Origin of the sequence: Streptomyces sp. NRRL F-5122 (assembly GCF_001507435.1) — a bacterium.
In the GTDB taxonomy this organism is placed as follows: domain Bacteria; phylum Actinomycetota; class Actinomycetes; order Streptomycetales; family Streptomycetaceae; genus Streptomyces; species Streptomyces lannensis.
In genome coordinates this window covers 327010-347541 of record NZ_LMWH01000116.1, presented here as the reverse complement: position 1 = coordinate 347541, position 20532 = coordinate 327010, and the positions used below count along the sequence as shown (strand labels likewise).

Here is a 20532-nt window from a genome sequence, read left to right as displayed (position 1 = left end):
CGGAGGGGTGGCCTCCGTCACAGCACGGCGTCCGTTGTTCCTGATCGACTCGGCCCATGCGCCGCGTCCCCCTCGCCCTCGCCGGTCTGCTGCTCCTGACGGCGTGCGGAACACAGTCCGCCACATCCGGCAGTGTGCCCGGACCCGCGCACTCCTCCTGCGGGACGGAGCCCCCGTCGGCAAGCGGTTCGGGTACGGATGTCGACGGGGTCAGGATCCTCGGGGCGGGCACCGGCCCCACCGTGTGCACCGAGTTCGAGGTGACCAATCACGAGAAGGTGCCGACCGCCTTCACGATCACGTTCACCTTGCTCTCGGCATCCCGAGGCGCATTGGTCAACAGCACTCAGACGGTTCCGTCCGTAGCGCCCGGACGAACCGTGCGGCGCACCTTCGACCTGGACGGCCCGATCTCGGACACGGACACGACGCGGGTGCGGATCCTGAAGGTGCGAAGCGTTCCCGCCGACGAGGCGCCGTCCACGGGAGGTCCCTGCCCCGCTTCGGGCGCGCATGTGTACGCCGATGACGGCGATGCGGCCATGGGGCTACGCGTGGTGGGTGTCCGGCTGGTCAACTGCGGCTCGCGCACGATGCGACTCTACGGTTATCCGCAGGTCCAGCTGTTCGACGAGGGCCACCGCCCGGTCACGGGCGTGAAGATCCTGCACGGCGGCAGCGCCATCGCCACCGGCACCGGTGCGGACGGCCCGCCGAGGACGGTGCTCCTGAAGCCCGGCGAGCAGGCCTACTCCGTACTGGTCTGGCGCAACACGGTCGAGGCCGGTGATCCGGTCAATGCCCCCTATGTGAGAATCCGGGCGAAGACGGGAGCCGCCCCGGTGATGGTGACGCCGGAGCTCGACCTGGGCACAACGGGGAGACTGGGCGTCGGCCCCTGGAAGAAGGACACCGAACGCGGCGGCGTCACGAACCCGTCGGCCAGCACGTCGCCCTGATGCCCACCGTCGTACGGCACCGGGGGCATCAGGGCCGCGGGACTTGCGCTGTGACGTCACCGCCCGGGCAGGAGTCAGGCCGTGGCCAGCAGCACCTCCAGTGCCGCCGCCGTCTGCGGATGGCGGGCGAGCAGCGTCGCCCCCTCCGGTCCGGCGATCTCCGGCTGCCAGGCACCGTCCCAGCCCAGCAGCGTCGCCACCGCGTCGCACGTCGCCGGGTGGGCGGCCGGCAGTACGGCGCCACGGCGTCCACCGGCGCGCACGGTCCGATCGGCACGCGGTGCGTCCGTCGGCTCCCGCCACGGCGGCACCCACTCGTCCAGCGCGGCGAGTCGGCCCGGGAAGATCCGTCCCGCCTCGCGGATCAGCAAGGGGGCCAGATCGGCCCCGCCGGATCGCAGCGTGGTGACAAGGGTCGGCAGCCAGGGCAGCAGCACCGGGTCCGGCAACCGCCCGAAGGCGTTCGACACCGCTTCCACGACGAAGTCGGCAAGGGCCGGCACGGGCTCCAGCGCGTGCACGAATCCGCTCAGGTAGCGCGGATAGGCGGGCAGTACCAGGGGGCTGCCCAGCAGTTCGTCGCAGCGGGCCCGCAGATCCTCCCGGGACAGGCGCCCGAGCTGCACCTGCGCCGCCCACAACAGCGCCACCTTCGACGGCTCCTGCGGATGCGACTGCATGACCGCAAGCTCCAGCTGCGTCCGGTCGCAGCCCAGCGACAGGGCCAGGCCCTCCATGCTGAACAGGAAGCCGAGCATCGCCCCGACCTGGCGCACGGTCGCCTCCTCGTCGGCGAACGCGGTGGGGAGCAGCGTGCAGTAGTGCGCATAGCCGGCCTTGACGAAGGACTCGATCCAGGACGGCAGCACCGGCTCGCTGGTGCGGTAGTGGGCGAGCATCCGCCGTACCCGCCGGAGCACCTCAGGAGCGCCGTCGACGCTGCGTTCGCTCGCCAGAACGCCCAAAGCGTGCGTACCCAGTTCGTCGGCGAGGCGGCGGCGGCGCAGGTACAGCGTGGCGTCCTCCACGGCCTCCAGCACGACCGCCGCCGTTGCCTGCGGAGCGTACGCCGTGCGCCGAAGGCGCTGTTCAAGGACCTGCTCGATACCGACGCCCTCGTAGCCGAGTTCGATCAGGGCCCGTTGGTGGGTGCCGAGGGCGAGGTCCCATGACTCCTGGATCGGCCGCTCGCCGAGCCGTCGCTCACCCATGATGGGCCTCGCCGCGCCCTGCGGCATCAGGTACCGCAGCATCCACAGCACGTCGGAGCACGCCTCGAGCTCGGGCCGGCCGGCTATGTCCAGCAACGCCCGCTGCACACCGCGCTGTTGAAGCTTCAGGTTCAGCGGTGCGAGCCGGTCGTGCACGTCGCGGGCGAGTGGCGGCAGGGCGTCGTACCCGACCTGGCCGATCCGGTCGCCACCCATCATGATTTCCACGAGGCGGCGCACATCGCGCCTGCCGGGCACGGCGTCCTTCTCGATGCAGGTGACCGCCGCGTCCTGGAAGTCGTACGGCGTGGGCCTGGCCCGGTCACGCATCCCGGCGAGCAGGATCGACGTCTGGAACACCGCGATGGCGTCGGCGGTGGAGGCGAGATAGCCGTTGCGCCGGGCGGCGTGCACGATGTCCACGGACCAGCCGAGCAGTTCGGCCTCGTCCAGCTGGTCGAGTACGGGCGGGCGCCGGAGGAAACCGGTCAGCTGATCGGCCGTCGGTGCCTGCGGTGCGGGTTGCGGGGTCCTGCCGGGCGTGGTCCTGCCGGGCGTCGTCTTCTTCGTGCCCGCCTGGCCCGTCAGGCGGTACGGCTTCACGCGCGTCCGCTCGAGGTTCTTCGTCCAGAGCGTCGCGGCGATCGAGACCGAGCCGGAGGCGAGGCCGAACTGCGCCTCGATCGCCGTGTGGCTGGACGGGATGAGGCCGTGCAGCCACTTGGTGCCGCTGCGGAGACCGATCTCGAAGGTGTCGACGCCGTGCACGCCGAACTCCTCGACGTCGCTGGCGGCGTGGAAGGCACCGCAGACGTAGAGACAGTCCGCCGGGTCGGTGCCTGTGACGGCCAGGTGCTCGCGCATCCGGGTCCACATGTGGCGCTCCCGGTCCTCGTCCACCCGCACCCGGTGCGGATCACCGGGCGCGAGGCGCCGGAAGAGGCTGCCGATGAGGAACATGACCTGGCGGTATGTGTCGTGGTCGGCGTCCCCGAGCGGCAGCTCGACGTACTGGTGCCACCACTCCGACCAGTGGCGCACCCGACCGTGGCGCAGCAGATGCTCCTCGAGTTCCGCGAAGCGCGGCCGCAGGTCGCCGATCTCCACGCCGACCGCGTCGCCGTGCAGCGCGGCCTCCACCTCGGCGGATGGTGCCTCCGGGTCGTCCGGCGCGGCGGGCTGTTGGGCGCGGGCGTCCCACTGGAAGACGTGGTCGGAGGAGCGGTCGACCAGGACCAGCTCCACGCCAGGGGTGTCCAGCGCGTAGGCGATCGCCTGGTACTCCGCCGAGGCCTCGGTGATCGGGGCGACCACCGACAGCGGTGCCCAGTCGGCGGGAAAACCGTCGACCTCGGTCGCGTACGCCTGGACCGCGACCGGGAGCCTGCAGTTGCGCAGTTCGGTCAGCAGCGGGGCCATGTCCTCGCACAGCTCCAGATACACGACCTTCGGCTGCTTCTCACGCAGGCGGCGCGCCATGGCGACCGCCGAGGCGGGCGAGTGATGGCATACGGGGAAGACCTCCAGCGGCTCGCGCACGGCGCGGTCGACGTCGTCGACCATGCCGAGGAGGATGCCCTCCAAGGCGTCGGGCCCGTCGGCGAAGGTCGAGGCGGCCTCGCGCAGCTGCGTGCGCAGCGCTTCGAAGGTGCCCTCGTTCGTGCCGCTCATGACAGGGTGGCGATCGCGTCGCGACCACCCTCCAGGAACTCCGGCCAGGCGCCGCCCTCGTCCTTGCTGCGCGGCTCGACGACGCCGTGCAGGTACTTGTTCAGGATGGCCAGGTCCTCCGGCTCGCGCCGGGCCAGCGAGCCGACGAGCGAGGACGCGAGTGTGCGGGCGGTCAGGGCGCGCTCGCCGAAGAAGTTGCTGTGCAGGATGGAGTCCTCCAGGACGCCGATCTGCTCGGCGGTGGACAGGGCGGACTCCAGCTTCTCGTCGTCGCTGCCGGCCGCGGCCGCCGAGGCACGCAGGTCGGCGAAGCTCTGCAGCAGCACGTCGAGCAGCGTCGGCGGCACGTCCAGCTCGATTTGATGGCGGCGCAGGAGTTCCTCGGTGCGGAAGCGGACGATCTCCGCCTCGCTCTTCTTGTTCGTCACCACCGGGATCCGTACGAAGTTGAAGCGGCGCTTGAGCGCGGAGGACAGGTCGTTGACGCCCCGGTCGCGGCTGTTGGCAGTGGCGATGACGGAGAAGCCCGGCTTGGCGAAGACGATGTTGTCACTGTCGCCGTCGAGTTCGGGGACGGAGATGTACTTCTCCGAGAGGATGGAGATCAGGGCGTCCTGGACGTCGCTGGTGGAGCGGGTGAGTTCCTCGAAGCGGCCGATCGCGCCGGTCTCCATGGCGGTCATGATCGGTGAGGGGATCATCGACTCCCGCGACTGGCCCTTGGCGATGACCATGGACACGTTCCAGGAGTACTTGATGTGGTCCTCGGTGGTGCCGGCGGTGCCCTGCACGACGAGCGTGGAGTTGCGGGAGATCGCGGCGGAGAGCAGTTCGGCGAGCCAGCTCTTGCCGGTGCCCGGGTCGCCGATGAGCAGCAGTCCGCGGTCGGAGGCGAGGGTGACGATGGAGCGCTCGACGAAGCTGCGATCGCCGAACCACTTCTGCGAGATCTCGCGGTCCAGGCCGTCGGAGGGCTCCGAGCCCAGGATGAACAGGCGGACCATCTTGGGCGACAGCCGCCAGGAGAAGGGCTTGGAATTGTCGTCGATCGACTCCAGCCAGTCGAGTTCCTCGGCGTACTTGGTCTCGGCGGGGGCGCGCAGCAGGTCGGACATGAGGGGCCTTTCGTGGGTCTTTGGGGCGCGTGGGGCGCTCAGGCGAGGAACGTCTTGAGTTCGTCGACGAGCCTGCGTATGTGTCCGGAGATCACGGGTGTGCCGAGAGCTTTGAAGCGCTCCCGGAACCAGGGGTTGACCTCCTGGCGGCCGGAGCTGGTCACCGAGCCGACGGGGATGAACTTCACCCCGGAGCGGTGCACCGCCTCGATGCCCTCGAACAGCGGCTGCGAGCGGTCGAATTCGTAGAAGTCCGAGATCCACACCATCACGGTGTTCCGCGGCTCGGCGATCTTCGGGCGGGCCATTGCCATGGCAACCGGGCCGTCGTTCCCGCCGCCGAGATTGGTGCGCAGCAGAGCCTCGAACGGGTCGTTCACCCAGGGGGTGAGGTCGATCGCGCGGGTGTCGTAGGCGATGAGATGGACGTCCACCTTGGGCAACCCGGCGAAGATGGACGCCAGGATGGTGCAGTTGACCATCGAGTCGACCATCGAGCCCGACTGGTCCACCACCACGATCAGCCGCTGGGGCGTGGTCCTGCGGGCGGTGTGCCGGTAGAAGAGGCGGTCGACGTACAGCCGCTCCTCCTCCGGACTCCAGTTGGTGAGGTTCTTCCAGATGGTCCGGTCGAGGTCGAGGTTGCGGAACACCCGCTTGGGCGGCACCGAGCGGTCCACGGCGCCGACCGTGGCCTTCTCCACCTGCGTGCGCAGCACGTCGGCCACGTCGTCGACGTAACGGCGGATGAGCGCCTTGGCGTTGGCCAGTGCCACGCCCGACAGGTTGTTCTTGTCCCGCAGCAGCTGCTCGATCAGCGACATGCTGGGCGTCAGCTGCGCGGCGAGCCGAGGATCGGCGAGCACCTCGCGCAGGTGCATCCGCCGCACGAGATCGGCCTCGATGGCGCCCAGTTCGGGGCCGATCGCCGGGATCATCCGGCTGAGGTCCGGGGTCGCCCCGCCGCCACCCGTGCCCGTCGGGCCGACGCCCCGGCCCGCGCCTCCTCCGGGACGCCCACCGCGCAGCTCGCCGGGCTTGCAGCCGAGCGCGCGCTCCAGCCAGCCTGCGTCGGACTGCCAGCGCGACAGCTGTCCGGCGCTGACCGTACCGGACCTGGCGGCGAAGACATTGAGCAGCACCTTGGACACCAGTGCCGCGCGCCGCACCTCGGCCGCGCGATCGCGCGCTTCGCCGTCGGCCCCGGACTGCGGCTCGGGCACCATGAGGCCCTGGAACTCGGCGGCGAGCTCCGGGTGACGCTGCACGATCGAGTCGACGGACGCCTGGGGGTCCAGGAGTGCCGGTGGCAGACCGATGTCCTCGACGACGGCGATACTCGCCGACTCAAGCGTCGTCTGTTCCTCGTGGTCGAAGAGGCGGGACAGCAGTCGCCAGTACAGCACCTGGCGCCGGTTGTCGTGGAGGTCCGCCCGGTGGCTCTGTCCCGTGGTCGCGTCGGTCATTTCCGCAGCAGCCTTCCGGCTCGCTCGCGCAGCACCGCTGCGGCGTCGGTGGCGGCCTTCTCCGCCCTGAGGCCCGCCTTGTCCGTCGTGCCTCCGGCCCAGGCGCCCGCCTGGATCGCGACGGCCTTCTTGCGCACGGTGGTCTCGACGGCGAGCGGCTGCAGGACGAACATCCCGGCGTCCCAGCGGAGCAGTCCGATGCACGCGCTCGACGACGCGACGGCGTCGGCCGTGAGCGGGCCGGCCGCGGGGATGCGGTCCGTGTCGACGGCGAGGGTGCATCCGGCCGCGGTGAGTTCCATGGCGTCGTCGTTCCGGACGGTGTAGCCCTCCAGGAACACCGGTACCGCGACGGCGGCGGGATGCCGGTCCAGCGGCGCGGTCACCGAGGCGTGCGCGGTGGGAAGAGCGACGCGGGCGGTCGCGAAGACCTCGGCGGGCTCACCGGGACGTGCGTGTTCGTCGTGCCAGACCAGGTCGCCCTCGTCGGTGATCGGCATATCGGTGATGTCCATCGAACGGCCTTCGCCGACGGCCGACAGCAGTGCCATATGGGGCCGCATCAGCTGCCACACGCCGGCCCCCACGACAGTGTCCGGCTTCGGTACCGAGACACCTGCGCGCACCAGTCGGGGCGCCGTGCCGTCAGCGGGCTCGAACACGGCGTGGACCTGAGCCCGTGCGGCGGTGGCGTGTTCGTGCAGGTCGACACCGAGGGGCAGGAGGCGGCCGGTGGCCGTGCCGGTCACGGGCACGTCGGCGGCACCGGGCAGCGTCAGGAGGATCGCACGGGACCACAGGTCGGCCCAGCGACGTTCGGGAACCCGCTCCAGGGTCGCTCCCGGGCAGCAGGCGGCGAGTTCGGCGGCGAACCCGTCGAGGAGGGTGGCCAGGCGGCGCAGGGACGGGTCCGGAAGCATCGCGGAGACGACGGGTGCCACTCCGGACACCAGCTCGTGGTCGATGCCCCGCCAGCCGGCGCGCGCCAGATCCGACAGCCAGGAGCGGGCGGCGGCGAGCACGTTCGCCGACGGCCGCTGCGCGAGGGCCGGGGCCGCCCCTTCACCGCGGCTCCGGCCGGTCCACTCCTCGACGCGGTCCATGAGGGCGTCATGGATCGAGCCGAGCAGCGCGGTGCGGGCAGCGGCGAGAGCGATGTAGTGGTCCTCGCCGGCGGCTCCGGCGGCCGCCTTCTCCGCGGCCTCGGCGACGCCGGACGCCAGCGGTGTGCCCGCAAGGGCATCGGCGAACTCGGCCAGATCGGCGGCCTGTTCGGGCCGGGGGCGCAGCAGACCGCCGACGAGGGTCCGCTCGAAGGCGTCCACGGCGGCCATCGCCTCGTCGAGGCCGGCGATGGGCTCGGCGAGCAGCCCGGTGCTCTGCACTTCGGCCGAACCGAGCGGGTGCCGGAGTGCGTCCGCCACGCCCGCCCTGGTCGGCGGGAACCACTGCATCTCGGGCAACGGCGCCGTGGTGGGGGCGAGTTCGAGGTAGGACAGATGGCGCAGGAATCGGCTGAAGACGGGGGCCGCTGCCTGGTTGCCGGCCGACGAGGGATGCGTGCCCGTCATGGCGGCGGCAAGGCTCTCCGCGCTCGCCTCGCCCTCCCCGGTCTCGACCCGCAGATAGCGGGCGACGCCCTCGATGCCGTACTGCAGCACCGCCTCGTTGATCAGAGCCCGGATGTGGTTGCAGAACGAGCCGCGCGCGCCGCCGCAGGGACGGTTGTTGTTGGTGCTGCAGGCGAACGCGTAGGTGCCGGCCGCGACCGACGACACATAGACCCGCTCGATGTCGGATCCGCTGGACACCACGCCCTGCAGACGTCCGTCGGCCAGTTCGACGAACGGGACTTTCGCGAGCTTGCGCGGCATCGCGGGTGGTATCACCCGCGCCGTGCTCGACTTCTCCCAGCCCGACAACGCACCATCTCCTTTGCGGCAAGGGGGGATTCCCCACCGGCTCGGCGGGACACGACTGAACCTAGTGGGGACCACTGACAAGGCAGCCGGAGCACGGCTCGGCGGCGCCGGGAGTGGTCCATCGCGCGCACGGCGGGAGGTACGCGTGGCGACCGCCTCACCGTCCGCGGTGCCGCCTGCCCCCCTTCACACGTCGGAGCACATCACGGCCGCGCGGGTATTTCGGCCGTCATGTGCCGGGCCCGGCGTACGACCGGCGAGCGACTCCGGGCCGTGCCTCGGAGCCGGGATGCTCCGGGATGTGCCTCAGAGCCGCAGGAAGTCGGCGACGGCCTCGGTGAACGCCTCCGGGGCGAAGCGGTGGACCAGGTGGCCGACCGGAATGGTGACCATACGTCCGCCCGGGATGAGCCGGGCGAGTTCGGCGACCGCGTCCTGGGGCATGTGGCTGCTCGGACCGCCGGCCACGACCAGGGTGTCGGCGGTGATCCGACCGAGCCGATCCGACCACGCGGGGTCGGGCCTGTCGAGCTGCCTCCTGACCGCCGGGACCACCTCCCAGTCGAAGGAGAGCTCGCCTTCCGGCCTGGCAGGGGTGCTCGGCTCGCGGTCACGGGGCGCCGGAACGTCCTCGAGGACAAGACCGGCCACTCGCTGCGGACGGTCCGCGGCGAACAAATAAGCGACGACACCGCCCAGCGAATGGCCGATCAGGTCCACCCGGTCGAGTCCCAGGCTGTCAAGGAAGCGCAGTACATCGCTCTGCATGAGTTCGAGCGCGTAGTCTCCGGGACGGTCGCTCAGTCCGTGACCGCGGAGGTCGAGGGCGTACACCCGTCGGCTCCGGGCGAGCACGGGCGCCACCGCGTCCCAGTCGGCGGCGCCCTCGCCCAGTGCATGCAGCAGGACGAGCGGCGGAGCATCCGGCGGGCCCCACACCCGGTAGGCCAGCCGGATCCCGGTCAGGTCGACCCGGCGGTGATCCATCATGTCCGCAGGCTATGCGACGGGTTCACCCGCCGGACCGGGGGTTCGCCGTCGGCCTAACGTCGTCCGGACCTGCTAACGGTTCAGCGCCCTCATCCCCGCCTCGTCGTAGCGCTCCCCGGCCGGCTCGGGCAACTCGGCTTCGATGCGCTCGAGTTCGTCCTTCGTAAGCTCGACGTCCGCCGCGCCCGCGTTCTGTTCCAGGTAGGTGCGGCGCTTGGTGCCCGGGATGGGGACGAGGTCGTCGCCCTGCGCCAGTACCCAGGCGATCGCGAGCTGCGCGGGTGTCACGCCCTTCTCCGCGGCGATCTCCTTCACCTTCTGCGCGAGCCTCAGGTTCGCCTGCAGGTTCTCGCCCGTGAACCGCGGACCGCTGCGGCGGAAGTCCCCTTCGTCCAGCTCGTCGGGAGAGGTGAACCGGCCCGCGAGGAAGCCGCGCCCCAGCGGCGAGTACGGCACGAACCCGATGCCGAGCTCACGGCACGTGGGAAGTACGGCGGCCTCCGGGTCGCGTGACCACATCGAGTACTCGGTCTGCACCGCGGCAATGGGGTGGACGGCGTTCGCTCGACGGATCGTCTCCGCGCTCGCCTCGCTCAGCCCGATATGGCGGACCTTGCCCTCCGCGACGAGTTCGGCCATCGCACCGACGGTCTCCTCGATCGGCACGTTCGGATCGACGCGGTGCTGGTAGTAGAGGTCGATGTGGTCGGTCCCGAGCCTCTTGAGCGAGCCGTGGATCGAGCTGCGTACATGCTCGGCGGAACCGTCCTGCCGCCCCACCGTGCTCATGTCGCCCGGAACGGCGTCGTCCATGCGATAGTTGAACTTCGTGGCGATGACGTACTCGTCACGGTGTCCCTTGATCGCACGTCCGATCAGCAACTCGTTCGTGAGCGGACCGTAGATCTGGGCGGTGTCGATGAAGTCGACACCCAGCTCGAGGGCGCGCCGGATGGTCTTGACGCCCTCTTCCTGATCGGCGGAGCCGTAGAAGGCGGACATCCCCATGCAGCCGAGCCCGATGGCGGAAACCTCCAGGTCCCGAAGCCTGCGCTGCTCCATGTCGTCCCAGCCTTTCTTGCGATGTCGTCCTGCCGCTGGACGGGCCGCGAGCCCGCCCCTGCACCGGAACTCGCCGGGAACCGCCTGATGGCCCAGGGACGAGGGCGGGCCGCTTCCCATGTGCGGCTGCACGACCTCGTGACCGCCTCGCCGGCCCGTCGGGCGGCGGATCCCGTGGATCGGCATCCCGGAGTTCCACGGCGTGAACGCTAGGACTTCGCGTGCACTCCAAGTCAAGCAGTGAGGGGCGCCCTCCGCCTCCCCGCGCTCGACCCGGACGCGGCCCTTCGCCACCCGCGCGGCACGCGGCCCGCTGCCGCCACCCGGACGGATCAGCGGGGCAGGGCGTGATCGCACGCACCGGCCGACGAGGATCGCGCCGGTCGGAGCCCCTCTCGGCTCCGCACGGGGGCCGGCGGCCGCCAGGCGATCTTCGGCCCGTTCGCACACGCTGGTGGCGGGGCCGCCCACACTTGCCATCCGCGCCGCGGGCGCCTCCCCACTCACGCCGTTCCAGAACGCCACACAAGGAAGTACGGCAATGACATTGACGACGCACGCGCTGATCCCGGCGCTGCAGGATGCCCGGGATGCCCACGCAGCGGTCATCGACAGGTTCAGGGCGGACATGGCCGTGACCCCGGTCGGACCGCACCGCCGGGCCATGGAACACCACCTCGCCGACGCCCACGAATACATGACGCGCATCGACGACCACGTACGTGCCATCCGGCCCCGCCACCTGCTGTCCGACACGACCGCGATCGTCCGCACGCTCGTGACGGGCGCCTTCCGTGCGGCCCGCATCCCCATGGAGGCCGGCGCGATGATCGTCGACGGCCTGCTGTACGGCGGTCAACCGGCTGCCGAGCGCCGCCTGTTGAAGAACATCGAGGGCGAGTACGCCGCGACTGCCCAGGCGTTGGCGGCCTGCCGGGTCGGTGAGAGCATCGCCGCTCTCGCCGACGACGAACGGGCCATGGACCTGCTGGGCGCGCTACGCCACCAGGACGAGCAACTGCTGCAGACGCTGGAGAACAGCCTCGAACAGGTCGCCCAGGCCATGGTCGACGCGACTGCCGGGAGCAGCCGGCACCTCCAGGGCCACACGATGGACCATGCGGTCGCGGGCCGACATGCTCAGCTGTGGCCGGACAGCCCGCGCACCGACAGCAGGGCCGAACCTGCAAACTCCCCCCGGTCGGTGGCACCGGCAGCCTGGACGAGGTCGGTGCCACCGGGGCGGGACCGTATGGGGACCACCGGCTGACCCGGGCGCCGGGGCGACGCCCGCCCCCGCCGGCGGGGGCGGGCCCCTGTGTCAGACGACGGTGCCCCGTTCGCAGATCCGGCGGGCGACCTCGCGGAGTTTGATGTTGTGTTCCTGCGAGTAGCGGCGCAGGACGTCGAAGGCCTGGTCCTCCGCGAGGTCATGGCTGCCCATCAGGATGCCCATGGCTTCACCGATGGTGTGGCGGGTGGTGAGGGCGTTCTGCAGTTGGGCGTGGGTGCGGGCGCTGGAGAAGGCGACCGCGGCGTGGGAGGCCAGGAGCCAGCCGGCGGTCTCACTGGCCTCGGTGAAGGCGCCGGGGCGGAAGGAGTAGAGGTTCAGCGCGCCGAGGTCCTCGTACTCCGTGAACAGCAGGAACCCCATCATGCTGCCCAGGCCGAGCTTGCGGGCCTCGGGACCGTAGGAAGGCCAGCCCGGCTGCGCGGTGGTGAAGTCCGCGATCCGGAAGACGCGCTCCCCCTCGGAACTGCGGGCGGCGTCGAAACACGGGCCCTCACCGAGGCGCTCCTGGAGCAGGTCGCTCTCGACCACGACCCGGCCGGTGGGTGCCAGAGACTCCGCGCGGCTGCCCTGGAAGATGAGGATGCCGGCCTCGTCACAGCCCTCCACCAGCTCCGTCGCCGACCCGGTGATCCCGGCCAGCGTGGCATCGACCGATTCCTGCGCCAGCAGATCGCGCGCCATCGAGGCCATCTGCTGACCGAACACGCGCCAGTCCATACCGTCCTCCCTCTACAGGGCTTCTCTCCAGCCTGTCACGCGGGAACCGGACGAATCCACGCCGCGACACGGCCGTCCGGCGGCATATCGGCGGGCAGGCCGGCCCCGGCTCACGCAGTCGGCCGGACGGCGCGCCGCACGGGGAACGCCACGGGCACCACGCCGGACCGGTCGCCCTCGGTGACGGCCAGGCAGGCGGTTCGGCGGCGTGGCCGCGGTGTTGCTCCGTACAAGTGGTGCATCCTGCGGCACGGTCGTAGCGTCATCACAGAACCGAGCAGGTACGGGCGCAGGAGTCCGAAGACAGGCGGCCGGGAGCACACATGCGGAGATACACAGTCACCACGGCGGTCACACTCTGTGCCGTCGCATCGCTCGCGGCGGCCATGGGGCCTGCTTCCGCCTTCCCGGCGGCGGCACCGCCGGCCGCACACGCCGTGCAGCAGCAGCCCGCCCTCCCGGTGCTCGTCGACTGCCTGTGGAAGCCGCAGGTACACCCCGGCGACTTCATGCTGGCCTGCGGAGACGGCAACAGCCGCCTGGCCTCGCTGCGCTGGTCCCATTGGGGTGCGGACTCCGCGCAGGCCACGGGCACGAACCTGGTGAACGACTGCGATCCCTACTGCGCGGCGGGCACGTTCCACTCGTACTCGGTCACCGTGCGCCTCGAGGACCCGAAGCCCTGGGCGAAGAACCCGAAGATGCAGCAGTTCACCCGGATGAGCCTCGTCTACACGGACGGCAGACCGGACGGGTTCCGGCAGACGATGACCTACCCCCTCTGGAGCTGAGGGAGCCGATTCACCCGCCTGGGTCAACCGAGGTCGCAACGCATCCCACCGCGTCCGTATGTTCGACAGAGGCGTGGTGCGGTCGCACTCGGTGAGTCGCCCGGTGGACCACTCCCGTGGGAGGCAGTCGTGCGTCGTGTCGCCGTGGCCGCTGTCGTGGGAGCCCTGGGTTAGGTCCCCCGTCGTTCTCACGCTCCTCGGACCACGCGGACCGAAGCGCGAAGAAGGAGGCGCGAGATGTCCGACACGGGGAAAAATCCCACGGCCGAGCGGCTTCAGCACCTTGTCGACGCCGGTTTTCCCGACGCGCGGCCCGTCGAGGGCGCGGTGGAGGGCGCCGTCTACCTGGTCGGCCAGGGCAGGGTGGCCAGGGTGTGGGAGCACCGCCATGGATCGGAACTGCTGCGCATGCAGCGCTTCTACGCCGACTCCGCCGGGCATCTGCCCTTCGAGGCACCACGGATCCTTGCCGTCCAGGACATCGCAGGCGTGCCGGTCACCGTCGAGCGGGAGCCCACCGGCGAGCCCCTCGCGGTCAAGGTCCGTACCGACGACCCCGAGGTGCTGCCCGAAGCGGTCGAGTGCCTGGTGCGGGTGCTGCGCGGGCTCGCCGACGCCCATGACGTCGACGAGTTGAAGCGGCTGCCCGTGCTGGACGAGGAGCGCCCGCTGTGGGAGGGGCACACCGCCTTCGGCACCGCCCTCGCCGATCTCATCGACCGGCGGGTCGGCCGCTGCTCCGGCCCGCTCTCCGCACGGGTCACCGACTTCCCGGGCAAGCGCGCCCGTCTCATGGAGAGGCTGCGGTCCCTGCCCGCGACGACCCCCGAGGCGGTCGTGCACGGCGATGTCTTCCCCGAGACCGTCCTGGTGGACGACGACCTCAGGCCCGTCGCGCTCGTCGACTACGGCTTCCTGTCCACGGGCGGGGACCCACGGTTCGACGCCGCCGTCGCCGCGGCGATCTTTCCGACGTCCGTGGAACACGCGGCGGAGATCACCCGGCGGCTCACCGAGCGGTTCGCCGACGAATTCGGCTACGAGACCGACGACCTGCTGCTCTACCGCGCGGCCTATGCGATGGCCACGTGCGACGCCTTCGCGCCGGGCGGTGGCGACGACCACTTCGCATGGTGCACGTCCGTGCTCGACGACCCCGCGGTATGTGAGGTCCTGGCACGGTGACGGCTGGGCGCGGGTACCCGGCCCAGGTCTTCCGCACGCTCGTCACACCGTCCGTTCCCCGGCTCGACCGATCCTCGACGGAGTCCCCGTGAAATTCGGCATCGCGACCTTCATCACCGACCAGGGCATCCGCCCTGCCCCGCTCGGCAGGGCCCTGGAGGAACGAGCATTCGACTCGTTGTTCATCGCCGAGCACTCGCACATCCCGGTGGACCGCCGGTCGCCGTATCCCGGTGGCGGTGAGCTGCCGGAACGGTACTACCGCACACTCGACCCCTTCGTCGCCCTGAGCGCCGTCGGCGCCGTCACCGAGCGGCTGCTGCTGGGCACCGGCATCGCCCTGATCCCACAGCGTGACCCGATCACCACCGCGAAGGAGGTGGCCTCGCTCGATCTGGTCTCGGACGGCCGTGCCGCCTTCGGTGTCGGCATCGGATGGAACCGTGAGGAGATGAGCAACCACGGCGCCGATCCCTCGACCCGCGGTCGCCTCACCGACGAGCGGCTGCGCGCCATCGTGGAACTGTGGACCAAGGAGAAAGCGGAGTTCCACGGTGAGTTCGTGGACTTCGATCCGGTCTTCTCCTGGCCGAAGCCCGTGCAGCGCCCGCATCCGCCGATCTACGTCGGTGGCGGTGAGGGCGCCTTCCCACGGGTGGCGCAGTTGGGTGACGCATGGCTGGCCAACAGCGCTTCGCCTGACGAGCTCGGCCCCAGGATCGAACGACTGCGTTCCGTCGCGGGGCGGGACGTGCCGGTGATGGTGTACGGGGTTCCCGCGGACCCGGGACAGATCGAGGGCTACATCGCCCTCGGGGTCGAGCAGCTGCTCTTCTATCTGCCGACGACGCCGGAGCCGGACACGCTGGGGAATCTCGACCGATTCGCCGAGGTGGCCGCCCGCTACCGCTGAGCCGGCCACGGCGCCCGTCGCGGCGTCGATGTTTACCCGCGGCTCGTCGGATCACCCGACGTCATGACACCGGAGTCGAATCCGACTGGAGTGAGCAACGGTGGCTGGAGAACAGAAGGCCAAGGCGAAAATGGAAGAGGCCAAGGGCAAGACCAAGGAGACGGTCGGCCGCGCGGTGGGCAACGAGAGGATGACCGCCGAAGGCCGGGCCGAGAAGGCGAAGGGCAGCGCACGTCAGGCCAAGGAGAAGACCAAGGACGTCTTCAAGCGCTGACGAGCGGCACCCCTGAGCGGGGTCACCTCCTCCCGGGAGGTGACCCCGCTGTGCGTGATTCACGGGACCCGGGCGGTCCACTCCGGGGAGGAGAACTTCGCCGCGGCGAGTTCCTCGGCCCGCTTCAGTTCCTCGGGGGTGACCCCGCCGCTCGAGAGGCCGTAGCGCGCATCGAAGGACCGGATCATGCGTTCGATGACGGTCTCGCGGGACAGACCCGTCTGCCGTCGCAGCGGGTCGACGCGCTTCCTGGCACTGCGGGTGCCCTTGTCGGACAGCTTCTCCCGGCCGATGCGGAGCACCTCAAGCATCTTGTCGGCGTCGATGTCGTACGACATGGTCACGTGGTGGAGAACCGCACCAGGCCCGCCGTCCGGGCCGACCACGCGCTTCTGGGCGGCTCCTGCAATCTTCCCCGCCTCGCTGGTGATGTCGTTCAGAGGCTGGTACCACGCCTTGATGCCCATGTCGTCCAGGGCGCCCAGCACCCAGTCGTCGAGATAGGCGTAGGAATCGGCGAACGACAGCCCGGACACGAGGGAGGCGGGCACCGAGAGGGAGTACGTGATGGTGTTGCCCGGCTCCACGAACATGGCCCCGCCGCCCGAGATGCGCCGTACCACGGTGATCCCGTGGCGCTCGGCGGCTTCCGCGTCGACCTCGTTCCTCAACGACTGGAAACTGCCGATCACGACGGCCGGTCCGCCCCACTCCCAGACGCGGAGAGTCGGTGGCCGGCGCCCCGCGGCGACCTCCTCCGTCAGGACCTCGTCGAGCGCCATGTGCAGGGCGGGCGACTGGGGCCGCTCGTGGACGAGCTGCCAGTCGTAGTCGGTCCAGTCCGTCGCCTGTGCCAGGGCCCGGCGGACCGCCACGGCGACGCCCTCCGCGGTCAGGCCGTACATGACAGTCCCCTCGGGAAGGCCCTGTTCGATCCGTAGGGCGAGCGCGGCCGCCTCCGTGTCGACGGGGACCCCTTCGAGTGCCTGGTTGACGGCGAGCAGCGCCTCGTCGGGTTCGAGGAAGAAGTCGCCGGCGACCCGGACGTTGCGCAGGACGCCCTCGTGGTCGTCGAGATCGACCACGACCAGCTTGCCACCGGGCACTTTGTACTCGCCGTGCATGATGATCCGCCTTGATCATTCGTCTGATGCCGACACGGTAACGCCGTCGCCGTCCCTGCTGTTCCACGTCGACGGCCCCGGCCGGTGGTGACACCGGCCGGGGCCGAACAGCGAGGTGGCCGTGCCATGTGCACGGCGGAAGCCGGTCACGTGTGGCGGCGGTCACCGCCACACGGAGGCGTCAGCCCTGGCGAGCCTTGAAGCGGGGGTTCTTCTTGTTGACCACGAAGGTCACACCCCGGCGGCGCACCACCTGGGCCCCCGGCTTGGACTTCAGCGAGCGCAGAGAGTTGCGCACCTTCATGACTGTCCTCTCTTCCTGGATCTCCTGGCCGGATGCCGGACCGCGGTCAGCCGCGGACCTGTGCCGCCCGGCCGTAGCGCCGCTCGAAGCGCTCGACGCGGCCCGCGGTGTCCACGACCCGCGAGGTGCCCGTGTAGAACGGGTGGCTGGCCGACGAGATCTCGACGTCGATCACCGGGTAGGTGTTGCCGTCCTCCCACTCGACCGTGCGCGTGGAGTGCGCGGTCGAACGGGTCAGAAACGCGAAGCCCGCGGCGCGGTCCCGGAAGACGACCGGGCGGGAGTCGGGGTGGATACCGGTCCTCATGGGATGTCCCTCCTCATGGCCTCCGCCGCAGGGCGGAGGCGTGGTTCAGCGTTCCTCGCGGAAGAGAACGTGCTCTCCCGCCACCGGGTCGTACTTGCGCAGGACGAGCCGGTCGGGGTCGTTCAGACGGTTCTTGCGCGTCACATAGGTGACGCCGGTCCCTGCCGTCGACTTCAGCTTGACGACGGGCCGCTGTGTGCTGCGTGCCATGAGGTCCTCCTTCCGCCGACACTCCGCGGATTTGACCCGCTCATGTCAGTCGCTTCTTGCAACAACGGGTTCCGTCGCCGCATTCCCGGGGTTCCAGCCGATCGTCCGGCGTGCGCACTCATCCGGTGCGTGGTGCCCGACACCCGCCCCCCGGCCGGGAAACCGGCCGGGGGCGGAGTCGCTGAACCCGTGGTCGTGAAGGGCGGTCGCCTCTCGGCGAAAGGCTCCATGAGGCTTCAGCCGAACGATCGTCCTCATGGGCGGAGGGTGAGGCCCGGGGACACTGTTCCCTTCACCACCACGGGCGCTACAACCGGTCGGACCCCGCGGACATTCCCCGCCGCCCCCGGCGGTCTCACGGCGGTGGCGGCAGCTGGAGGTGACGCAGGTCGTCGGGCACCGGGCTGGAGGGCCGGAACATCGGCGCCGCCTCACCGTCCGCGGCCGTCGCGGGGGCGTCCGTCAGCCTCATCCGCTCCCGCAGCCGACCGTAGAAGTTGGTCGGGGTCAGTCTGACCAGGCGCAGGGGTCGCGGGGAGGCGATCACGCCGATCCAGTCGCCGGGCTCGAGGATGGCGCGCGGCTGCCCGTCGACACTGACCGCGGCACGCCCCGAGTGGGGCAGGACACGCAGGGCGACCGGCTCGTCGGCGTTGGCGATCACCGTACGGTTGAAGGCCATGTGCGGTGCGACCGGAGTGAAGATCACCGCGCGCATCCGCGGGGAGAGCACCGGCCCGCCCGCGGCGAAACTGTAGGCCGTCGAGCCGGTCGGGGTCGCCAGGATGACACCGTCGGCCGAGTACGAGGCCAGCAGCCGGCCCGCGAAGTAGACGCCCACACTCACCTGGTGGTCCCGCGCCAGCTTCTCCACGACGATGTCGTTCAGCGCGGTGACGTCCAGCGCGATCCCCCACGGATCGTCCACGTCCGGATCGGTCTCCGGCTGCGGGGCGGGCAGCGCCGGGCCCCTGCCGTAGCAGAGCACCGCCTCCTCGGGGCTGGGCACCTCGAGCAGTCTGGACGCCCGCATCGTCAACGTCATGCGTTCCTCGCACTCGGACTCGCCCGCGTTCACGGCGTCCAGCGCACGCTCCACGTCCGCCACCGGGGTCTCGGTGAGAAAACCGACCTTGCCCAGGTCCACGCCCAGCACCCGGATGTCTTTCTGGGCGGCGATGCGCGCTCCGCGCAGGAACGTGCCGTCCCCGCCGAGCGTCACGATGAGATCGGGGCTGCCCGCGGCCTGCACCTCCTCGCGGGGCGTGTGCCGGCTCCCCTCGCCCTGCCACACGTCGATGTCGACGCAGCCGATTCCGTGCCGTGCGCACCACGCCCGCACGGTCTGCGCTCCGGACACCGCCTCTCGGCGGCCTCCGTGCACAACGAGTCCCACCCGGCTGATCGGCATGTCATCTCCCAGCCCGCCGTCGCGTCTGTAGGCCTGTAAGCCATCGTCACAGTTTCTGCAGGTGACTGCCATGGGATCGGCCGGTACGGCGACCGGTGGAGGAGACGGCGCGCCACGGTGGTCCGGCCGAGGGCTCGGGGCGCCGGACGGGACGGCGGCCGAGGGTGCCCCGTCCACGGCGAACCGGACGGCGGGCGAGGCCCTTACCCGTGTCACGGGCGCGGCCGCCGGCGCGGTCCCGTGCCGTGCTGCGCGCGGTCGAAAAGTGATTGCGGACGGCGCCGCGGCTGGATACAACTTGCTGCTGGATCCCGGCCGCCAGGGCCGAGGACCACGATCCATGAGAGGAGGGGTGGGCCGATGTTCCCCATGATCACCGCGCTTGTCTCCTCCCGGGGCGGGATTCACACCGTCTGACCCCGGAGCGACGGGCGCCTTCACCGAGAGTGCCTCGACCGTGCGACAGAACGACACGACCATCCGCCCGATCACCGGGCGGGAAGAACTCGACCTTTTCAACCAACTGCCCTACATCCTCAACGAGGAACTCGCGGACGACCTCGTCCAGGGCCGCCGACGGCCGGAGTGGATGTGGGTCGCGCTGCAGGGCGACCGGCTGCTCGCGCGGACCGCGTGGTGGAGCCGCCCGGGAGTCGGCACACCGCTGATCCTGGACCTTCTCGACATCGACGACGGCCTTCCGGAGCCGGATCGGGTGGACCTCGGCGTACGGCTCCTGGAGACCGCGACGGCCGCGACCCTCCCCGAGGGATCCCCGCGTCCGGAGTACAGCCGCATGGTCCCTCCCCGGTGGCGGGACAGCGCCGCGACCCGGCGCCCCGTCCAGGACCGTACGGCCGTCCTGGAGCGCACGGGTGCCCGGCTGTTCGTCGAGCGCCTCCGCCTCGAATGGCAGCCCCGGAGCCCGGCTCCCGCCGGCCGTGGGCGCCTCCGGTTCAGGCCGGCCGTGGACACCGATGAGCTGCTGGCCCTGATGACCCGGGTGCTCGAGGGGACGCTGGACGCCCACAGCCGCGACGAACTGACCCGGACGTCGCCGCGCGAGGCGGCGGTGAAGCAGTACGAGGAAGAGCTGGCCCGCTACCGGACCCCTCGGGACTGGTGGCGCATCGCGACCCTGCCCGACGGCGAGCCGGTCGGGTTCGTGATCCCGGCGCACAACGGCTACAACCCGATCATCGCCTATATCGGCGTCCTGCCCGAGCAACGCGGCAACGGCTACGTCGACGACGTACTCGCCGAGGGGACAAGAGTCCTCGCCGGGCAGGACGTGCCCCGCATCCGGGCGTCCACGGACATGGCCAACGTCCCGATGGCGCAGGCCTTCGCGCGCGCCGGGTATGCCACTTTCGGCGGCGAGATCAACATGACCTGGAGCTGAACAGCGACGGGGCCGCCCGTCCGTCCGTCCGACCGACCACGCCGGCCGGACGGACGGGCCCGGCCCTTCGAAGCCGTCGGCTCCGTCGCGCCGGCCCTCCCGTGCCAGGGTCGACCCATAAATCGAACACATGATTGAATCCGGCCATGCGGCACAGACATCCCGGCTACCTCGCCCAGGCCCGGCAGGAGTGGAGCGCGACGT

The 20532-nt window shown here is 70.7% G+C and carries 19 protein-coding genes; 7 read left to right on the top strand and 12 right to left on the bottom strand.

All coding sequences use genetic code 11. The features are described 5' to 3' along the window. The first annotated feature begins 56 nt into the window (after nucleotides 1-56). A complete protein-coding gene (locus ADL25_RS14595) occupies nucleotides 57-959 on the top strand; it encodes a DUF4232 domain-containing protein (RefSeq protein WP_059128126.1) in 903 nt (300 codons plus the stop codon). A 74-nt stretch (nucleotides 960-1033) separates the two neighbouring features. Here ADL25_RS14595 and ADL25_RS14590 read toward each other — a convergent pair whose 3' ends face one another. The 6 genes from ADL25_RS14590 to ADL25_RS14565 form a co-directional block, all read right to left on the bottom strand. After that, nucleotides 1034-3841: a DUF5682 family protein gene (locus tag ADL25_RS14590; protein ID WP_059128125.1), complete on the bottom strand. Its 2808-nt coding sequence runs from the start codon at nucleotides 3839-3841 to the stop codon at nucleotides 1034-1036. Then, nucleotides 3838-4956 (bottom strand): ATP-binding protein, encoded by a 1119-nt coding sequence (locus ADL25_RS14585; RefSeq protein WP_059128124.1) that lies wholly within the window; start codon nucleotides 4954-4956, stop codon nucleotides 3838-3840. Before ADL25_RS14585 ends, ADL25_RS14590 begins: the two co-directional genes overlap by 4 nt. A 38-nt stretch (nucleotides 4957-4994) precedes the next feature. Beyond that, complete coding sequence (locus tag ADL25_RS14580; RefSeq protein ID WP_059128123.1) at nucleotides 4995-6422, bottom strand: VWA domain-containing protein; 1428 nt, start codon at nucleotides 6420-6422, stop codon at nucleotides 4995-4997. Continuing rightward, nucleotides 6419-7756 (bottom strand): hypothetical protein, encoded by a 1338-nt coding sequence (locus ADL25_RS14575; protein ID WP_234380917.1) that lies wholly within the window; start codon nucleotides 7754-7756, stop codon nucleotides 6419-6421. The genes ADL25_RS14580 and ADL25_RS14575 overlap by 4 nt, the downstream gene beginning before the upstream one ends. Before the next feature lie 894 nt (nucleotides 7757-8650). Continuing rightward, nucleotides 8651-9334, bottom strand: coding sequence for an alpha/beta fold hydrolase (locus ADL25_RS14570; protein ID WP_059128122.1), 684 nt, complete (start codon nucleotides 9332-9334; stop codon nucleotides 8651-8653). A gap of 72 nt (nucleotides 9335-9406) precedes the next feature. Next, nucleotides 9407-10396 (bottom strand): aldo/keto reductase, encoded by a 990-nt coding sequence (locus ADL25_RS14565; RefSeq protein WP_059128121.1) that lies wholly within the window; start codon nucleotides 10394-10396, stop codon nucleotides 9407-9409. A gap of 541 nt (nucleotides 10397-10937) precedes the next feature. Here ADL25_RS14565 and ADL25_RS14560 point away from each other — a divergent pair. Further along, the gene (locus ADL25_RS14560) at nucleotides 10938-11666 is read left to right on the top strand and encodes a hypothetical protein (protein WP_059128120.1); all 729 of its coding nucleotides are present in this window, start codon (nucleotides 10938-10940) and stop codon (nucleotides 11664-11666) included. Between the two features lie 51 nt (nucleotides 11667-11717). Here ADL25_RS14560 and ADL25_RS14555 read toward each other — a convergent pair whose 3' ends face one another. Continuing rightward, nucleotides 11718-12407 (bottom strand): GAF and ANTAR domain-containing protein, encoded by a 690-nt coding sequence (locus ADL25_RS14555; protein WP_059128119.1) that lies wholly within the window; start codon nucleotides 12405-12407, stop codon nucleotides 11718-11720. A gap of 323 nt (nucleotides 12408-12730) precedes the next feature. Between ADL25_RS14555 and ADL25_RS14550 the strand changes: the two genes are divergently transcribed. From ADL25_RS14550 to ADL25_RS46085, 4 genes are all read left to right on the top strand, one after another. Beyond that, entirely contained in the window at nucleotides 12731-13198 is a 468-nt protein-coding gene (locus tag ADL25_RS14550) for a hypothetical protein (protein WP_059128118.1), read from the top strand. A gap of 237 nt (nucleotides 13199-13435) precedes the next feature. Continuing rightward, entirely contained in the window at nucleotides 13436-14383 is a 948-nt protein-coding gene (locus ADL25_RS14545; RefSeq protein ID WP_059128117.1) for a phosphotransferase family protein, read from the top strand. Nucleotides 14384-14471: 88 nt separating this feature from the next. Next, on the top strand, nucleotides 14472-15296 hold the full coding sequence (locus ADL25_RS14540) for an LLM class F420-dependent oxidoreductase (RefSeq protein ID WP_059128116.1): 825 nt from the start codon (nucleotides 14472-14474) through the stop codon (nucleotides 15294-15296). Nucleotides 15297-15396: 100 nt separating this feature from the next. Further along, nucleotides 15397-15570, top strand: a complete 174-nt coding sequence (locus ADL25_RS46085) for a CsbD family protein (RefSeq protein ID WP_079050340.1) — start codon at nucleotides 15397-15399, stop codon at nucleotides 15568-15570. Between the two features lie 59 nt (nucleotides 15571-15629). Here the strand turns inward: ADL25_RS46085 and ADL25_RS14535 are convergent, their stop codons facing one another. The 5 genes from ADL25_RS14535 to ADL25_RS14515 all read right to left on the bottom strand — a co-directional run bounded on the left by ADL25_RS14535 (nucleotide 15630) and on the right by ADL25_RS14515 (nucleotide 18926). Continuing rightward, entirely contained in the window at nucleotides 15630-16694 is a 1065-nt protein-coding gene (locus ADL25_RS14535) for a lipoate--protein ligase family protein (RefSeq protein WP_059128115.1), read from the bottom strand. A gap of 181 nt (nucleotides 16695-16875) precedes the next feature. Beyond that, on the bottom strand, nucleotides 16876-16998 hold the full coding sequence (gene ykgO / locus ADL25_RS14530; RefSeq protein ID WP_059128114.1) for a type B 50S ribosomal protein L36: 123 nt from the start codon (nucleotides 16996-16998) through the stop codon (nucleotides 16876-16878). A 46-nt stretch (nucleotides 16999-17044) separates the two neighbouring features. Then, nucleotides 17045-17305 (bottom strand): type B 50S ribosomal protein L31, encoded by a 261-nt coding sequence (locus ADL25_RS14525; RefSeq protein WP_059128113.1) that lies wholly within the window; start codon nucleotides 17303-17305, stop codon nucleotides 17045-17047. A gap of 45 nt (nucleotides 17306-17350) precedes the next feature. Continuing rightward, nucleotides 17351-17515: a 50S ribosomal protein L33 gene (gene rpmG / locus ADL25_RS14520; protein WP_059128112.1), complete on the bottom strand. Its 165-nt coding sequence runs from the start codon at nucleotides 17513-17515 to the stop codon at nucleotides 17351-17353. Nucleotides 17516-17870: 355 nt separating this feature from the next. Next, nucleotides 17871-18926, bottom strand: coding sequence for an NAD(+)/NADH kinase (locus tag ADL25_RS14515; RefSeq protein ID WP_059128111.1), 1056 nt, complete (start codon nucleotides 18924-18926; stop codon nucleotides 17871-17873). Nucleotides 18927-19383: 457 nt separating this feature from the next. On the opposite strand from ADL25_RS14515, the gene ADL25_RS14510 reads away from it, so the two are divergent. Then, a complete protein-coding gene (locus ADL25_RS14510) occupies nucleotides 19384-20328 on the top strand; it encodes a GNAT family N-acetyltransferase (protein WP_059128110.1) in 945 nt (314 codons plus the stop codon). Nucleotides 20329-20532: the final 204 nt, after the last annotated feature.

Bases quoted from the DNA above. Each gene is read 5' to 3' on its own strand.
- ADL25_RS14560 (WP_059128120.1), top strand. From the start codon at position 10,938: ATGACATTGACGACGCACGCGCTGATCCCGGCGCTGCAGGATGCCCGG.
- ADL25_RS14585 (WP_059128124.1), bottom strand. From the start codon at position 4,956: ATGTCCGACCTGCTGCGCGCCCCCGCCGAGACCAAGTACGCCGAGGAA.
- ADL25_RS14555 (WP_059128119.1), bottom strand. From the start codon at position 12,407: ATGGACTGGCGCGTGTTCGGTCAGCAGATGGCCTCGATGGCGCGCGAT.
- ADL25_RS14550 (WP_059128118.1), top strand. From the start codon at position 12,731: ATGCGGAGATACACAGTCACCACGGCGGTCACACTCTGTGCCGTCGCA.
- ADL25_RS14565 (WP_059128121.1), bottom strand. From the start codon at position 10,396: ATGGAGCAGCGCAGGCTTCGGGACCTGGAGGTTTCCGCCATCGGGCTC.
- ADL25_RS14595 (WP_059128126.1), top strand. From the start codon at position 57: ATGCGCCGCGTCCCCCTCGCCCTCGCCGGTCTGCTGCTCCTGACGGCG.
- ADL25_RS14525 (WP_059128113.1), bottom strand. From the start codon at position 17,305: ATGAGGACCGGTATCCACCCCGACTCCCGCCCGGTCGTCTTCCGGGAC.
- ADL25_RS14570 (WP_059128122.1), bottom strand. From the start codon at position 9,334: ATGATGGATCACCGCCGGGTCGACCTGACCGGGATCCGGCTGGCCTAC.
- ADL25_RS14575 (WP_234380917.1), bottom strand. From the start codon at position 7,756: ATGGCCGCCGTGGACGCCTTCGAGCGGACCCTCGTCGGCGGTCTGCTG.
- ADL25_RS14580 (WP_059128123.1), bottom strand. From the start codon at position 6,422: ATGACCGACGCGACCACGGGACAGAGCCACCGGGCGGACCTCCACGAC.
- ADL25_RS14590 (WP_059128125.1), bottom strand. From the start codon at position 3,841: ATGAGCGGCACGAACGAGGGCACCTTCGAAGCGCTGCGCACGCAGCTG.
- ADL25_RS14515 (WP_059128111.1), bottom strand. From the start codon at position 18,926: ATGCCGATCAGCCGGGTGGGACTCGTTGTGCACGGAGGCCGCCGAGAG.
- ykgO (WP_059128114.1), bottom strand. From the start codon at position 16,998: ATGAAGGTGCGCAACTCTCTGCGCTCGCTGAAGTCCAAGCCGGGGGCC.
- ADL25_RS14535 (WP_059128115.1), bottom strand. From the start codon at position 16,694: ATGCACGGCGAGTACAAAGTGCCCGGTGGCAAGCTGGTCGTGGTCGAT.
- ADL25_RS14545 (WP_059128117.1), top strand. From the start codon at position 13,436: ATGTCCGACACGGGGAAAAATCCCACGGCCGAGCGGCTTCAGCACCTT.
- rpmG (WP_059128112.1), bottom strand. From the start codon at position 17,515: ATGGCACGCAGCACACAGCGGCCCGTCGTCAAGCTGAAGTCGACGGCA.